The following is a 14,487-nucleotide window of genomic DNA, read 5'->3' as shown; positions in this document are numbered from 1 at the left end:
ATCCAGCCTGCGCTAGCTGCTCTCATAAAAATAGCGACAAACCCCGCAGTCTGCCAACGCCGATTCTGGCGATTCAGTCAGGCCCTGAATATCCCCCGTTCGGGTGAATTTATGAAGGTCGGCTTCGGCCGCATTGCGGCTGTTCATCGTACCCGCCCACTAAGCCAGCGGCGAATGTCTGCTATCGAGCAATGAGCCCGAGCTTGCCGACTTCCGCTTTGGGTCGAAAAGGGCGATGCAGGAACCGCTAAGAACGCGTGAGCCGAGCCACCAAAGCCAAAGTAGAGAAGCCCGCCATTCCCAGCCACTTCAAGCTGGCACATGCCCCCGCCAGCAAGTACCACTCTGGCGCCAAAGTGGCTGCGGGTGACATGACATCAGCCCCGGTGAGCATCCCATGCAGCAAGTCCTCCCCCGCATCGCACCCTGCGGCGAATGGAAGAACCAGAGCCACCCAACGCAATGGCAGTCTCCGTGCCAATGGTTCAAAGAAGCGCGTACGCGTCACTGCCCAGTAGCCCGCAGCGCCGTAACTCAATAGCAGGAGGCCATCGACAGGCAAATGGTTGCGAAAGCGTTGCACGCCCTCGGGGCCCCAGGCTTGCAACACTTGGGCAAACGTTTTGGGGGTAAAGGTGAGCTGCAGCGCCACCACGCTGGGTTGCAGGGGGGCGAGGTAGATGCCCAGGCCGATAAACAGCAGCACGCTGGCTACGGTAGCCAGTTTCAGGGGCATGGTGCTGGCGGCCACGGTGTCGGCCCTAGTGCGGGTTCTCGAAGAAGAGGTAGTTGCTGCCGTAGTCGCTGACTTCGAAGTAGACCTTCTTCTCGCCAGCGTCCGCCACCATGTTGAAGTTCTCGTCCAACACGCCGTAGCCATAGCGGTACGGGCGCGGCTTACCGTCTTCGGTGCCCAGGGCAGTGCTGAGTTTGTCGATCTTGATGAAGCGGCGCACCAGCTTGTCGCCGGCGTAAAACTCCAGCACGCCGTTGGTACCGGTCCAGTTCTGGATGTCGCGGCTGATCTTGTTCTGTTGTTCCTGGGTGCAGGCCATCAGGAGAAAAGCGACGGCAGCCCCCGTGAATAGTGCGCCAGGAGCTCCCGATTTCGTAGCAAACATCGTCACCCCCGGAGCTTGAAAGTTACTTGGCTGGCGCGCTGCGCTGACGCAGCGCCTCGTACAGGCACACGCCGCTGGCCACAGACACGTTCAGGCTTTCCACCGCGCCCTGCATGGGGATGCTGACGAGCTGGTCGCAAGTCTTGGCAGTGAGCTGGCGCATGCCATCGCCCTCGGCGCCCAGTACCAGGGCCACGGGGCCTTTGAGGTCGACCTGGTAGAGGTTGTGCGTGGCTTGGTCACTGGTGCCGATGATCCAGATGTTGCGCTCTTTGAGCTCATTGAGCGTGCGCGCCAGGTTGGTCACCATGAAGTAGGGCACGGTCTCAGCCGCACCGCTGGCCACCTTGGCCACAGTGGCGTTGATGCCGGCGGCGTGGTCCTTGGGGGCGATGACACAGTGCGCGCCCGCGCCATCGGCCACGCGCAGGCAGGCGCCCAGGTTGTGCGGGTCGGTCACACCGTCCAGCACCAAGATGAGCGGCTGGGTGCGCTGCTCCACCGGCAGCTCGGCGTTGGCGGCTTCCAGGTTTTCCAGCAATTCGTCCAGTGAATGGACTTGCTTGATCTCCTGCACGCGTGCGGCCACGCCCTGGTGGCCATGGCCGCCGGCAATCTTGGCCAGGCGCATGCCATCGGCCTCGATGAGGCGCACACCGGCCTCGTTCACCTTGTCGACAAACTGGCGCATGCGCGCATCGCGCCGGCTGGGGTCGAAATAGATTTCGACGATGGATTTTGGGGCGGTCTTGAGGCGCACGCCCACGGCGTGAAAGCCGAACAGCACTTTGGGGGAAGACATGGCCCGATTATCGGGCCTTGGCGTCACCCAGGGCACGCTGCGCCAACTGCCGCGCCAGTGCGCCGTGATCACCCATGGGCACGGGCAAGGTATCCAGCGCACCGTCAATGAGCAGATTGCTCAGGCCGTGGGCCATGCTCCAGCCCAGCAGCGCCAGCTCGGGGCCACGCACCGGGTCGTGGGCGCTGGCGGCCGCCAATACAAAACCAAAAGCGCGCCGTGCCGCGAGCTGCAGCGTGGGGAAGTCGGCGCTCTGGGCCAGCAAGGGGCCGAACATGAGGCGGAACTGTGCGGGCTGCGCGCGCGCGTGGGCCACATAGGTTTCGTTGATGCGCAGCAGGCGCTCGCGCGTGTCGGGCTCGGCGCTCACCTGCTCCAGCGCGTCCCCCAGCGTGGTGAAGGACTGCTCGGCCACGGCGGCCAGCAACGCATTGAGGCTGGCGAAGTGGTGGTACGGCGCGGCGTGCGATACGCCCGCCGCCTTGGCCACGTCCCGCAGCGTGATGCCCTGGGCGCCGCGTTCGGCCAGCACGACGTGGGCGGCGGCAATCAGGCTTTCGCGCAGATTGCCATGGTGGTAGGGCTTGGGAGCGGCTTTGCTGGCCCTTTTGGTAGCGGTTTTTCGGGGAGCGGGAACGATCATGCGTCAATCTTGACATGCGAAAGATAGGCATGCAAGAATTCACACTATCTTTCGCTTGTAAAGATAAATCCGACAAGGACCTGCCATGTCACTCGCCTTCACCCTCATCCTGGCCAGCGCCGCCATCACCGGCCTGCTGGGCAGCGTGCACCTGCTCTACACCTTCCACGGCACCAAGCTGCACCCGCGCGATGGCTCGGTGGCCCTGGCCATGCAGAACGCCCACTACCAGCTCACGCGCGAGACCACGGTGTGGCGCGCCGGGCTGGGCTTTCATGCCAGCCACAGCATGGGCGCCATGCTGTTTGCGCTGGTGTTTGGCTATCTGGCGCTGTGGCACCCGGGCTTCCTGCAGCAGTCGGGCTTTCTGCTGGCGCTGGGCATGGCGGTGCTGCTGAGCTACTGGGTGCTGGCGCAACGTTTCTGGTTCAGCATTCCGCGGCGTGGTCTGGCGCTGGCCGTCCTGCTCTATGCCGCGGGCCTGCTGGCCTTGCTGGTGGGCTGATTGCCATGTCCTTGCGCGGGCTGCAGTGGACCACTGCCCTGCTCGGCACAGTACCGGTCATCACCGGGGTGGTGAGCCTAATGGGGCTGGCAGATCCGCTCTACGCCAACCTGCAACTGTCGCCAGATGCGACCACGCTGGACAGCAATCTGCGCTTCTTTGGTGGCGTCTGGCTGGGCCTGGGGCTGACGGTGTGGTGGCTGGTGCCGCGCATCGCGCAAGAGACGGCGCTGTTTCGCGCCGTGTGGCTGATGATTTTTCTGGGGGGTATGGGGCGCCTGCTCTCGCTGCTGCTGCAGGGCCTGCCCTTGCTGCCCTTTGTGGGCTTTACCGTGCTGGAGCTGGTGGGTGCGCCACTGTTCGTCTGGTGGCAATACCGCTTGCAAACGGATGGCGCACCGCCCAAGGCGCTATAGATTCAGTAGCTGCTCGCGCATATTCGACGGGGGCTAGAGGCCAAAAATTCCCTCAAACCTCAGCCGCAACCTCTGCGGCTACACGGCCAGCCTCGATGGTGATACGGCGGTCGCAGCGGGCAGCGATGCTGCGGTCGTGCGTCACCAAGACCAGCGTGGTGCCCTGCTCGTGGTTCAGGTCAAACATCAACTCCATGATCTTCTCGCCGGTGGCGAAGTCCAGGCTGCCCGTGGGCTCGTCGGCCAGCAGCACAGCCGGCTGCACCACAAAGGCCCGCGCCAGCGCCACGCGCTGCTGCTCGCCGCCGCTGAGTACCTTGGGGTAGGAGTTGAGGCGCTGGGCCAGGCCCACGCGGGCCAGCATCTCGGTCGCCAATGCCCGTGCGTCCTTGCGGCCGTCCAGTTCCAGCGGCAGCATCACGTTTTCCAGCGCGGTCAGGTTGCCCAGCAGCTGGAAGCTCTGGAACACAAAGCCCACCTGGCGTGCGCGCAGCGCTGCGCGGGCGTCTTCGTCGATGGCAAAAATGTCCTGCCCGGCCAGGCGCACGGTACCGCCGGTGGGCGTGTCCAGTCCGGCGATGATGGAGAGCAATGTGCTCTTGCCCGACCCAGATGCTCCGACGATGGCCGCGGTCTCGCGGGCTTTGAGTGCAAAATCAATGTCACGCAGGATCTCCAGCGTGCCGGTGGAATCAGTCACCGCCTTGAAAACATGCTCAACCGAAATGATGGAATCAGACATGGGGTTCTCTGTAGTTCGCAGACACTGTATCGCGCTGTTTATTTTGGCCGGATTTGCAGGGGCATCCCTGGCCCAGGGCAAACCTGCAACCGGGCACACCATTCTGGTCGTCGGTGACTCGCTCAGCGCCGAATACGGCCTCAAGCGCGGCAGCGGCTGGGTAGCGCTCATGGAGCAACGCCTGGCCAAAGAGAAGCCCGGCACCAAGGTCGTCAACGCCAGCATCAGCGGCGATACCACCTCGGGTGGCCGATCGCGCCTGCCCGCGCTGCTGACGCAGCATCAGCCCACCGTGGTGGTGATTGAGTTGGGTGGCAACGACGCCTTGCGCGGCCTGCCCCTGGCCATGACGCAGGACAACCTGCAGGCCATGACCCAGGCCGCCCAGGCCGCAGGCGCCAAGGTGCTACTCGCAGGCATGCAGGTGCCGCCCAACTACGGGCAGGACTACACCAAACGTTTTGCGGAAACTTTTGCCACCGTGGCGAAGGCCAACAAGGCTGCGCTGGTGCCGTTTTTGCTGAAGGGTGTGGCGGATGCTCCCAATGCGGCCCAGCTGTTCCAGGCGGACCGCATTCACCCCAAGGAAGAGGCGCACCCCACCATTCTCAGTACCATGTGGCCCGCCGTGCGCGCACTGCTGCGCTAGGGAACGGCAACAGGGCTTAGCTGGCGTCGCCTTCAGACGCGGGGGACGTGGACTCGTCCGCTCCGGCTTCACCACCGTCTTCGGGCGAAGCATCGCCCGCGAGTTTACGCTCAGCCTTCTGCTTGAGCTTTTCTTCCTTTTTCTTTTTCTTGGCCAGTTCTTTCTGGCGTTTCTCGTATCCGTAATTGGGTGTTGCCAAAGTGTGCTTTCAGTTGATGTGGCTGACTGTAACACCCTCACGCAGCAGGCTGCGCGACTGGTGGTGGTACGGGTGCCTCCTGCTGCGGCCATTGCACGGCCCCACGGTAGGCATGCCAGCTGGCGTGGCCCAGCCAGGGCCCAACCACCAACAAGCCCAGACTCCACGGCAACCACATCGCCAGCACCACCAGCAAGGTCAGCAACACCCCCCAGAGCAGCATGACGCCGGTGTTGTGGAACACCACCTCCAGGCTGGTAATGGCGGCAGAGACGGCGTCGGTCCCCCGGTCCAGAATCATGGGGATGGAGACCACCGCTGTGCCAAACACCAGCACGGCGAATGCCCCGCCCACCAAAGCATAGGCCAGCACAAACTCCCAGTTGCCGGGGTGGAAGATGGCCTGCACCACACCCGTGGTCGACGGCATGCCCGTGTTGAAGAACACCGCAAACACCACCAGCGAAGCCCGGCCCCAGAGCAACTCCAGCACCACCAGCACAAGAACCAGCAAGCCCATGCTGCCCAGGTGGCGATCCCAACAGGTCAGCGAGCCGCTCAGCTCGGGCACCAGGCCCAGTTCGCGTCGGCGGCTCACCTCGTACAAGCCCATGGCCAGAAACGGCCCAAGCAAAAGACAGCCGGAGGCGATGGACATGGTGTATTCCGGACTGGCGCGGAAAACCGCCGACAGCACCACCGCCATCAAACAAAAGGCCACGCCATAAAAGGCGGCAATGCCCGGCGAAGCCCGCATGTCAGCCGCACCCCTGCGCAGCCAGAGCAGGGGCTGCAGCAGGTCCAGCGAGGCAATGGTCTTGAGCGGGGCCGAGGACGGCGGGGGAACGTAGGGGGCGTATTCGGACATGCCGCACAGCCTAGCGGGGCTGCGCTGCCCTGCCTACTCTGGAAAACACGCACCCTCAGCGGGGCCGCGTGTGTTCCGGCTGCAATCAGGCCGGCGTGGCGCGCAGGGCCTGCAGGGCTTGGGTGATATCCGCCTGCAGATCGGCCACGTCTTCCAGGCCGATCGAGAAGCGCACCAGCGTGCCCGGCAAAAGATGGGCTGGCCAGCCGGAACGCATGCTTTCCAGCTCATACGGCACCACCAGGCTAATGGGACCGCCCCAGCTGTAGCCGATGTGGAAGAGCTTGAGCGCGTCGCAGAAGGCGTCGGTCTGGGCCTGGGTGAAGCGCTGATCGAGGATGACGCTGAACAAACCAGCCGCCCTGCCCTCGGCCTCGCCGCAAAGGGCTTTCCAGTGCGCATGGCCGGGCGATTCCTCAAGGGATGGATGCAGGACCTGCACAAACTCGGGCTGGGTTTGCGCCCAAGCCGCAAGCGTGCGGGTAGCCGCATCGTGCGCCCGGTAGCGCAGCGCCATGCTGGGCAGGGAGCGCAGCACCAACTCCACATCGTTCATGCCCACGCCAATCCCAAAGCGCATGTGGGTGAGCTTGAGCTTGAGATGCAGCGCCGCGTCGCGTGTAACGACACTGCCCATGAGCACATCGCCACCGCCGCTGGGGTACTTGGTCAGTGCATGGGCCGAGATATCGACCCCCACGGCCGGGCTGGCACCGGGCACCAGGTCAAACGCGTTGAACGCCAGGCCTGCACCCCAGGTGTTGTCCAGCGCAGTCAGCACCTTGCGGCGCTGGCAGATGCGCACCATCTCCACCAGATTGGGAAACTCCAGCGTGACCGAACCCGCCGCTTCCAGCCAGACCAACTTGGTACGGCTGGAGATCTGCGCCTCCAGGTCCTCGGGGTCCATGGGGTTGTAGTACTGGTGCGTGATGCCCCAGCCCATGAGTTCGCCCTCAACCAGGGACTTGTTGGGCCCGTACGCGTTGTCCGGCACCAGCACCTCGTCGCCGCTCTTGAGAAGGGACAGCGCCACCAAGCCCAGCGCCGCCAGACCGCTGGGCACCAGCAGGCACTGCGCGCCACCTTCCAGCGTGGCCAGGCGCTCTTCCAGCGCGTAGCTGGTGGGCGTGCCATGCAGGCCGTAGGTGTAGGCGCTCTTGTCCTTCCACTCGAAGCTGCGCATGGCCGCCACCGATGGGAAAAACACCGTGGAGGCCTTGAACACGCCGGGTTGCGGCGCCGCAAAACCTTCCGGGGGGACGTAGGGGTGGTGGATGAGGCCGGTGGTCGGGTGCGTCATCAGAGCGACCTCAAACTGACCATTTTTGGATCAGTTGTTGGGGACGCAGGGAGTCATAGCCTTCGAAGGGCTGGTGAATCCAGGGGTTGGTGGGCAGGAATTCGACCGAGTAGTCGGGCGTGAAGGTCGACAGGGCCTTGGTCCAGATCACGGCGCTGCGCAGCTCGGTGATGGGCGCGTAGTTGTTCCTCAGCTGGTTGATCACGGCGTTGAGCGTATGGCCAGAGTCGGCCAAGTCGTCTACCAGTAGCACCTTGCCGGCAATCTCACCCTTGGGCGTGGTGATGTAGCGGGCGATGTCCAGATGGCCCTGCTGCGTGCCCGCTTCCAATCGGTACGAGCTGGTGGACATGATGGCCAAGGGCTTGTCGAACACGCGCGAGAGGATGTCGCCGGGGCGCATGCCACCGCGTGCCAGGCACAGGATGGTGTCGAACTCCCAGCCGGACTGGAACACCTTGATCGCGAGCTTCTCGATCAGGTTGTGGTACTCGTCGTAGCTCACGTAGAGGTGTTTGCCGTCTTCTGTCAACATCTTTTTGCTCCTAAATTGGTAGCTGCTTGCGCAATATTTACGGGGGCTAGAGGGGTATTTGACTAAAAACCAGACTCAGTCGGCCAGGTAAGGGTGCTTCATCATGATGGTGTGATCCCGGTCCGGGCTGGTGGACACCATGTGGATGGGCACGCCGGTGACCTGCTCAATGCGCTGCAGATAGAGACGCGCGTTGACGGGCAGCTTGTCGTACTGGGTGACGCCCACGGTGCTGTCGCTCCAGCCTTCCAGGACTTCGTAGACCGGCTTGCAGCGCTCGATGTCGTCCGCGCCCATGGGCAGGATGTCGATGGTTTCGCCATCCAGTTCGTAGCCAGTGCACAGCAGCAGCTCCTTGAGACCGTCCAGCACGTCCAGCTTGGTGATGCACAGGCCGGTCAGGCCGTTCACCTGGGCCGAGCGTTTGAGCAGGGCGGCATCAAACCAGCCGCAACGGCGCGAACGGCCGGTAGTCACGCCCTTCTCGGCGCCCACGGTGCTCATGTGGTAACCGGGAGTGCCTTCCACTTCCCAGTCCAGCTCGGTGGGGAACGGGCCACCGCCCACGCGGGTGCAGTAAGCCTTGGTGATACCCAGGATGTAGTGCAGCATGCCGGGGCCCACGCCGGAGCCCGCAGCCGCATTGCCGGCCACGCAGTTGCTGGAGGTCACATAGGGGTAGGTGCCGTGGTCCACGTCCAGCAGCGTGCCCTGTGCACCTTCAAACAGCAGGTTGGCGCCGTGGTGGTGGGCTTCGTTCAGTTCACGGGACACGTCCGCCATCATGGGCTTGAGCAGCTCGGCGTGGCGCAGGGCTTCGGCATACACCGCCTCAAACTGCACCTTGCCATCCTTGATATAGGGGTTCAGCGTGGGGCCGAAGTCAAAGGCAGCAGATCCCAGGTAGCTGGTCAGCACATGGTTGTGCAGATCCAGCAGCTCGCGCAGCTTGGTGGCCAGGCGCTCGGGGTACTTCAGGTCCTGCACGCGCAAGGCGCGGCGGGCAATCTTGTCTTCGTAGGCAGGGCCGATACCACGACCCGTGGTACCGATCTTGGCGGTGCCGCCCTTTTCGCGGAAAGCTTCGCGCGCCACGTCGAGTGCGGCGTGGAAAGGCAGGATCAGCGGGCAGGCCTCGCTGATGCGCAGGCGGGCACGCACCTCCACACCGGCTTTTTCCAGACCCTCGATTTCCTCGAACAGCTTGGCCGCCGACAGCACCACACCGTTGCCGATGTAGCACTTCACGCCGGGGCGCATGATGCCGCTGGGGATCAGGTGCAAGGCAGTCTTCTTGCCATTGATCACCAGTGTGTGGCCGGCATTGTGGCCACCCTGGAAGCGCACCACGCCCTGGGCGCTTTCGGTCAGCCAGTCGACCAGCTTGCCCTTGCCCTCGTCGCCCCACTGGGTACCGACGACCACTACATTTCGACCTTTGGTTGTATTCATTTCGCTTTGCTCTAGATTGCGGTTACGACCCACTGACCGGCGGTTTGCACCAATTCGCGGTCGCACTGAAACTCATCGACTTCACTCTCGTGACCAGGCAGCACGCAGACCACGGTCTCGCCCTGCTGGCGCAGCTGCGCAATGGCAGCGCGCAGCGCTGGTGCTTCACCCCATGGGGCGCGCACGGCAGCACGCAGGGGGCGCACTGCGGCCGCACTGGCCAGCACCTTCACATCCAGGCTGAACCCCACGGCGGGACGCTTGCGGCCAAAAATGGACCCCACTTCGTCGTAGCGGCCACCACGGGCCAGCGCATCGCTGGCGCCTGCGGCAAACACAGAGAAACGTGCTCCGGTGTAGTAGGCATAGCCGCGCAAATCGGCCAGATCAAATGACACACGCACGCCATCCAGATGGCCAGACAACCACTGCAGGTGGTCCAGCGCTTCCGCAATTCCGGGCAAGGCCGGCAGAACCTGACGCGCACGCGCCAGCACAGCGGCATCGCCATACAGATCCACCAGTGCCAGCAGTCCTTGCGCAACCTCGGATGCACAGCCCTGCACCAGCATATCCAGCTCACTGCGGTCTTTGGAAGCCAGGGCCACATGCACGAGGGCCTGCTGTGCAACATCCAGGCCCGAAGCCTTCAACAGTGCCGCCACGATGCGGGCATCGGCCAAGTCCACCGTCAGGGCGCCCACCTGGGCCGCCTTAAGCGCATCCAGCGCCAGAGTGAGAATTTCGAGGTCGGCCTCCAGCCCGGAATGCCCGTAAATTTCGGCGCCGAACTGCAGTGGTTCACGCGTGGCATGGGGGACAGCCGGGCGCGTGTGCAGCACCGGGCCGCAGTAGCACAGGCGGGTTACACCAAGGCGGTTGAGCAAATGGGCATCAATGCGGGCCACCTGCGGTGTGCTGTCAGCCCGCAAGCCCATGGTGCGGCCCGACAACTGATCCACCAGCTTGAAGGTGTGCAAGTCCATGGCCTCGCCCGTACCGGACAACAGGGACTCAAGATGCTCCAGCAGGGGTGGCATGACCAGCTCGTAGCCATAGCAACGCGCCATGTCCAGCAGCTCTCGACGTATTTCTTCGATGTGGCGGGCCTCGGAAGGCAGCACATCGGCTATGTGATCCGGCAGGACCCAGGCAGACATGGAATGGAATGGGAGGCTGTTAAAACCGAGATTTTACCGGTCTTGGGCCCCGGATTTCAGGGCTGCAGCCACCAAATGAGCAACAAGCCAACCAAGATGCTGGCCAAACCGAAGAACCGTATCTGCCCGTCACGCAGTTGCATGAGCTGGCTGAACATGCGCCGCCAACCACCGGGTGAGAGGAAGGGAAACAACCCTTCCACTACCAGCACCATCGCCAGCGCAACCCAGAGGGTGTCGGTGTTCAAACTTACTTCTTGGCCGGTGCCGCGCCACCGCCACCGTTGCGGAAGACCTTGAAGAATTCAGACGACGACGGATCCAGCACCATCACATCGCTCTTGCTGGCGAAACTGGACTTGTAGGCCTCCAGGCTGCGGTAGAACTGCGCGAACTGCGGGTCCTTGCCAAAGGCATCGGCGTACAAGCGGGCTGCTTCGGCATCGCCTTCGCCCTTGATCTTCTGGGCATCGCGGTAGGCGTTGGCGATGGTGATCTCACGTTGGCGGTCGGCATCGGCGCGAATCTTCTCGCCTTCGGCAGCGCCCGTGGAACGGAGCTCATTGGCCACGCGCTTGCGTTCGGCCTCCATGCGGCGGTAGACCGATTCCGTGATGGCCTCGACATAGTCCACGCGGGTAATGCGCACATCAACCACATCCACACCCCAGGGCTTGGTACCACGAACCTTGTCCAGCACCTCGGCCTTCACATCCGCCATCAGCGCTTCACGCTTGAGCGAGAGAAGCTCCTTCACGGTGCGCTTGTTGATCTCTTCCTGGAATGCATTGCGAACCACACGGTTGAGCTGGCTGGCACCCGCACCTTCGTTCAGGCCCACATTGCGGATGTACTCGCTGGGGTCGGTGATGCGCCAACGCACGTACCAGTCGATCACCACGCGCTGCTTTTCAGCCGTCAGCATGGGCTCGGCATCGGTGCTGTCCAGCGTCAGCAGGCGCTTGTCGATATAGGACACGTTCTGAAATGGCGGAGGCAGCTTGAAATTCAGGCCGGGCTCGGTGATGACCTCTTTGATCTGGCCCAGGGCATAGACCACACCGAACTGACGCTGGTCCACGACAAACAGGGTCGAACTGGCCAAAGCCAGCACCACCAGCAACGAGGCAAAAATGATTCCAATGCGATTCATGGTCGGGTCCTAGCGGGAGTCACGTTCGCGGGAGCGGCCAGCATCGCGGCTGCGCGCATCACCGTTCAAAAGAGAGTTGTTCGGTGCGGCAGGCGCTTGTGCAGGCGACTGCGCTCCGGCATCCGCCACTGCAGGCGCCGTGCCATTCATCTGCAAAATCTTGTCCAGCGGCAGATAGAGCATGCTGTTGCCCTGGCGGGACTCCACCATGATTTTTGTCACATTGCCGTAAATCTGCTGCATGGTGTCCAGGTACATGCGGTCACGCGTGACCTGCGGCGCCTTCTGGTACTCGGCAAACACCGAACGGAATCGCTGGGCATCACCCTGCGCTTGCGCAACAACCCGTGCCTTGTAGGCATCGGCCTCTTCCTTCAGTCGCGACGCAGAACCCACCGCACGTGGAATGACGTCATTGGCGTAGGCCTGCGCTTCGTTCTTGGCGCGCTCGCGCTCCTGGCCTGCCTTCAACACATCGTCAAACGATGCCTGCACCTGCTCGGGAGGACGCACACCACCCTGTTGCAGGTTGATGCCCACAATTTCCACGCCCACCTTGTAACGGTCCAGGATGGTCTGCATCAAGACGCGTACGCGCGGAGCAATCTGGTCACGCTCTTCAGACAAAGCCGCATCCATCTTCATCTTGCCAAGCACTTCGCGGACCGCAGTTTCTGCGGCCTGCACCACAGCCTCTTTTGGGTTCTTGCTTTCGAACAGGAAGGCGCGCGCATCACTCAGACGGTATTGCACTGCAAACTTGATGTCGAGGATGTTTTCATCCTCCGTCAACATGGCCGACTCCTTCAGGCCCGTAGCCTTAAGCACCACATCGCGCCCCACATCCACCGACTGGATCTGGCTGACCATCACCAACTCATGGCGCTCAATCGGGTACGGCAGGCGCCAGTTGAAACCGGCATTCACCGTGGACTTGTACTTGCCAAACTGCGTGATCACCGCCTGTTGGCCTTCCTGCACGATGAAGAAGCCCGTGCCCAGCCAGATCAGGGCCAGAACGCCTAGGATGAGTCCAACGCCCACGCCCGCGCTCTTCATGTCGGGTTGGTAGTTGCCGCCACCATTGCCACCGCCGCCATTGCGGGGCTTGCCGCCACCAAAAAGCCCGCCCAACTTGCGATTGAAATCCCGCCACAGCTCGTCCAGATCCGGCGGACCAGACTGTGCCGCACCGCGCCGGTCTGGCTGGTTCTGCGGAGAGGCCGCAGGCTTCTGGGGCTCGTTCTCTGGCGAAGTGCCTTCAGGCCGTTCCGAGGATGTCGGCGGCTCATCTCCCCTGCCCCATCGGGAGTCGTTCAGATTGAACATATTGCGCATCCACTGGGGCCATGTGACCTTGGGAGGATTTGGCAGGGATAGTTTCATGGTTATGTCTCGCGTACAGGAGCTCGGGATTGTGCCCAATTAGGAACCGGCCCCATGGGGCTCAGGGGAATACTCAGCAGGAGTCGCAACCACTCCGGCACTGGCCGCCATTGCGAGTTGCTGCCGGAGCAGAGGCATCCCCAAATTTTCACGTGCACTGACAAACACCCGCGGTGTTTGCACGCCATACAAATCGTAGCTGTCTTCCATACGTACCGGCTGCAGCTCGGGCGGCAAGGCATCCACCTTGTTGAACACCAGCAGCTGCGGAATCTGGTCCGCGCCAATCTCGGCAAGCACAGCATGCACCTGCTCAATCTGCTCGGAGTAATTCGGGTTCGACGCATCGACCACATGCAGCAGCAGATCGGCATCGATGGCTTCCTGCAATGTGGCCTGGAAGGCGTCGACCAGGCCGTGTGGCAAGTCACGGATAAAGCCCACGGTATCGGACAGGGAGACCGATCGCTGCGCATCACCCAGGTAGAGCTGACGCGTCGTCGTGTCCAGCGTGGCAAACAACTGGTCGGCCGCATAGGCGCGCGCCTTTACCAGCGCATTGAACAGCGTGGACTTGCCGGCATTGGTATAGCCGATCAGCGAAATATTGAAGGCATCGCGGCGCTCACGCTGGCGGCGCTGGGTCTGGCGCTGGCGCTTGACCTTGGAGAGACGCTCCTTGGTGCGCTTGATCGTTTCGTCGATCATGCGGCGGTCCAACTCAATCTGCTTCTCACCCGGGCCGCCACGCACGCCCGCGCCACCGGTCTGGCGTTCCAAGTGGGACCAGCGGCGTACCAGACGCGTGCTCAGATACTGTAGCCGTGCCAGCTCAACCTGCAGCTTGCCCTCGTGGCTACGCGCACGCTGGGCAAAAATCTCCAGGATCAGGTAAGTCCGGTCGTTGACGGGAAGTTCGAGATGGCGCTCCAGATTGCGCTGCTGACCCGGACTCAGGGCTTGGTCAAACAGGATTTCGGTGGCGCCATGCTGCTGGGCGAGCAGCTTGATCTCGTCGGCTTTGCCCGAGCCCACGAACAGCGCCGCATCAGGGGCGCGACGTTTGCAGGTGATACGGGCAACCGGGGTCAGCCCAGCGGTCTGGGCGAGCAGGCCCAGCTCTTCGAGTTCGCCGTCGAAGTTGGGCACACCCAGATCCACTCCGACCAAGATGGTGGGAGCGATTTTCGATGATGGTGTGGCAGTCAAATGGGGGCGCGACGTATGGCCCGGCAGGTGCTGGCGGGGCTCACGCCCCGCACCATCACGCTGCGGTGCTCTCTTCGGATGCGGCCGCCAGATTCACAGCACGTCCGGGGACGATGGTGGAAATGGCATGCTTGTAGACCATCTGGGTGACCGTGTTGCGCAAAAGCACCACGTACTGGTCAAACGATTCGATCTGGCCTTGGAGTTTGATGCCGTTGACCAGATAAATGGACACCGGCACATGTTCCCTACGCAGTGCGTTCAGGAACGGGTCTTGTAGAAGTTGGCCTTTGTTGCTCACGATATTCTCCGTGTTCGAGATAGTGGTAGAAACCCGACGATAC

The 14,487-nt window shown here is 62.8% G+C and carries 19 protein-coding genes; 3 read left to right on the top strand and 16 right to left on the bottom strand.

The genetic code is table 11. The features are described 5' to 3' along the window. Positions 1–247: 247 nt before the first annotated feature. The 4 genes from AC1RNN_RS04425 to AC1RNN_RS04410 are packed head-to-tail and all read right to left on the bottom strand — an operon-like array spanning position 248 to position 2,566. The gene (locus AC1RNN_RS04425) at positions 248–736 is read right to left on the bottom strand and encodes a hypothetical protein (RefSeq protein WP_493085658.1); all 489 of its coding nucleotides are present in this window, start codon (positions 734–736) and stop codon (positions 248–250) included. 25 nt (positions 737–761) lie between these two features. Then, a complete protein-coding gene (locus tag AC1RNN_RS04420) occupies positions 762–1,121 on the bottom strand; it encodes a hypothetical protein (protein ID WP_493085660.1) in 360 nt (119 codons plus the stop codon). A gap of 22 nt (positions 1,122–1,143) precedes the next feature. Continuing rightward, complete coding sequence (gene rlmB / locus AC1RNN_RS04415; RefSeq protein WP_493085661.1) at positions 1,144–1,923, bottom strand: 23S rRNA (guanosine(2251)-2'-O)-methyltransferase RlmB; 780 nt, start codon at positions 1,921–1,923, stop codon at positions 1,144–1,146. Between the two features lie 7 nt (positions 1,924–1,930). Then, a complete protein-coding gene (locus AC1RNN_RS04410; protein WP_493085663.1) occupies positions 1,931–2,566 on the bottom strand; it encodes a TetR/AcrR family transcriptional regulator in 636 nt (211 codons plus the stop codon). An 85-nt stretch (positions 2,567–2,651) separates the two neighbouring features. Between AC1RNN_RS04410 and AC1RNN_RS04405 the strand changes: the two genes are divergently transcribed. Continuing rightward, positions 2,652–3,071 (top strand): LIC_13387 family protein, encoded by a 420-nt coding sequence (locus AC1RNN_RS04405; RefSeq protein ID WP_493085665.1) that lies wholly within the window; start codon positions 2,652–2,654, stop codon positions 3,069–3,071. A 5-nt stretch (positions 3,072–3,076) separates the two neighbouring features. Next, the gene (locus AC1RNN_RS04400; RefSeq protein ID WP_493085667.1) at positions 3,077–3,487 is read left to right on the top strand and encodes a DUF4345 domain-containing protein; all 411 of its coding nucleotides are present in this window, start codon (positions 3,077–3,079) and stop codon (positions 3,485–3,487) included. 52 nt (positions 3,488–3,539) lie between these two features. Here AC1RNN_RS04400 and AC1RNN_RS04395 read toward each other — a convergent pair whose 3' ends face one another. Continuing rightward, positions 3,540–4,229: an ABC transporter ATP-binding protein gene (locus AC1RNN_RS04395; protein WP_493085669.1), complete on the bottom strand. Its 690-nt coding sequence runs from the start codon at positions 4,227–4,229 to the stop codon at positions 3,540–3,542. On the opposite strand from AC1RNN_RS04395, the gene AC1RNN_RS04390 reads away from it, so the two are divergent. Further along, positions 4,228–4,878 carry an arylesterase gene (locus AC1RNN_RS04390; RefSeq protein ID WP_493085671.1) on the top strand — a complete coding sequence of 217 codons (651 nt, stop codon included), beginning with the start codon at positions 4,228–4,230 and terminating at the stop codon, positions 4,876–4,878. The genes AC1RNN_RS04395 and AC1RNN_RS04390 overlap by 2 nt on opposite strands. A 16-nt stretch (positions 4,879–4,894) precedes the next feature. Here AC1RNN_RS04390 and AC1RNN_RS04385 read toward each other — a convergent pair whose 3' ends face one another. From AC1RNN_RS04385 to hfq, 11 genes are all read right to left on the bottom strand, one after another. Continuing rightward, complete coding sequence (locus AC1RNN_RS04385; RefSeq protein WP_493085672.1) at positions 4,895–5,077, bottom strand: hypothetical protein; 183 nt, start codon at positions 5,075–5,077, stop codon at positions 4,895–4,897. 37 nt (positions 5,078–5,114) lie between these two features. Then, on the bottom strand, positions 5,115–5,945 hold the full coding sequence (locus AC1RNN_RS04380; RefSeq protein ID WP_493085674.1) for a DUF2189 domain-containing protein: 831 nt from the start codon (positions 5,943–5,945) through the stop codon (positions 5,115–5,117). Positions 5,946–6,030: 85 nt separating this feature from the next. Continuing rightward, positions 6,031–7,248 carry a PLP-dependent transferase gene (locus AC1RNN_RS04375; protein ID WP_493085675.1) on the bottom strand — a complete coding sequence of 406 codons (1,218 nt, stop codon included), beginning with the start codon at positions 7,246–7,248 and terminating at the stop codon, positions 6,031–6,033. 10 nt (positions 7,249–7,258) lie between these two features. Beyond that, positions 7,259–7,783, bottom strand: a complete 525-nt coding sequence (locus AC1RNN_RS04370) for a phosphoribosyltransferase (protein ID WP_493085677.1) — start codon at positions 7,781–7,783, stop codon at positions 7,259–7,261. Between the two features lie 75 nt (positions 7,784–7,858). Next, a complete protein-coding gene (locus AC1RNN_RS04365) occupies positions 7,859–9,235 on the bottom strand; it encodes an adenylosuccinate synthase (protein ID WP_493085679.1) in 1,377 nt (458 codons plus the stop codon). 11 nt (positions 9,236–9,246) lie between these two features. Continuing rightward, positions 9,247–10,395 carry an ATP phosphoribosyltransferase regulatory subunit gene (locus tag AC1RNN_RS04360; RefSeq protein ID WP_493085681.1) on the bottom strand — a complete coding sequence of 383 codons (1,149 nt, stop codon included), beginning with the start codon at positions 10,393–10,395 and terminating at the stop codon, positions 9,247–9,249. Positions 10,396–10,451: 56 nt separating this feature from the next. Next, positions 10,452–10,643, bottom strand: a complete 192-nt coding sequence (locus tag AC1RNN_RS04355) for a DUF2065 domain-containing protein (RefSeq protein ID WP_493085682.1) — start codon at positions 10,641–10,643, stop codon at positions 10,452–10,454. A 2-nt stretch (positions 10,644–10,645) separates the two neighbouring features. Further along, positions 10,646–11,548: a protease modulator HflC gene (gene hflC, locus AC1RNN_RS04350; RefSeq protein ID WP_493085684.1), complete on the bottom strand. Its 903-nt coding sequence runs from the start codon at positions 11,546–11,548 to the stop codon at positions 10,646–10,648. Between the two features lie 9 nt (positions 11,549–11,557). Continuing rightward, entirely contained in the window at positions 11,558–12,934 is a 1,377-nt protein-coding gene (gene hflK, locus AC1RNN_RS04345; protein ID WP_493085685.1) for an FtsH protease activity modulator HflK, read from the bottom strand. 39 nt (positions 12,935–12,973) lie between these two features. After that, on the bottom strand, positions 12,974–14,143 hold the full coding sequence (hflX, locus tag AC1RNN_RS04340) for a GTPase HflX (protein WP_493085687.1): 1,170 nt from the start codon (positions 14,141–14,143) through the stop codon (positions 12,974–12,976). Positions 14,144–14,198: 55 nt separating this feature from the next. Further along, the gene (hfq, locus tag AC1RNN_RS04335) at positions 14,199–14,444 is read right to left on the bottom strand and encodes an RNA chaperone Hfq (protein WP_493085689.1); all 246 of its coding nucleotides are present in this window, start codon (positions 14,442–14,444) and stop codon (positions 14,199–14,201) included. Positions 14,445–14,487: the final 43 nt, after the last annotated feature.

The organism is Rhodoferax sp. GW822-FHT02D07, assembly GCF_058802405.1.
The sequence above is the reverse complement of the archived record's forward strand: the minus strand, read 5'-3'. Positions and strand labels throughout refer to the sequence as shown.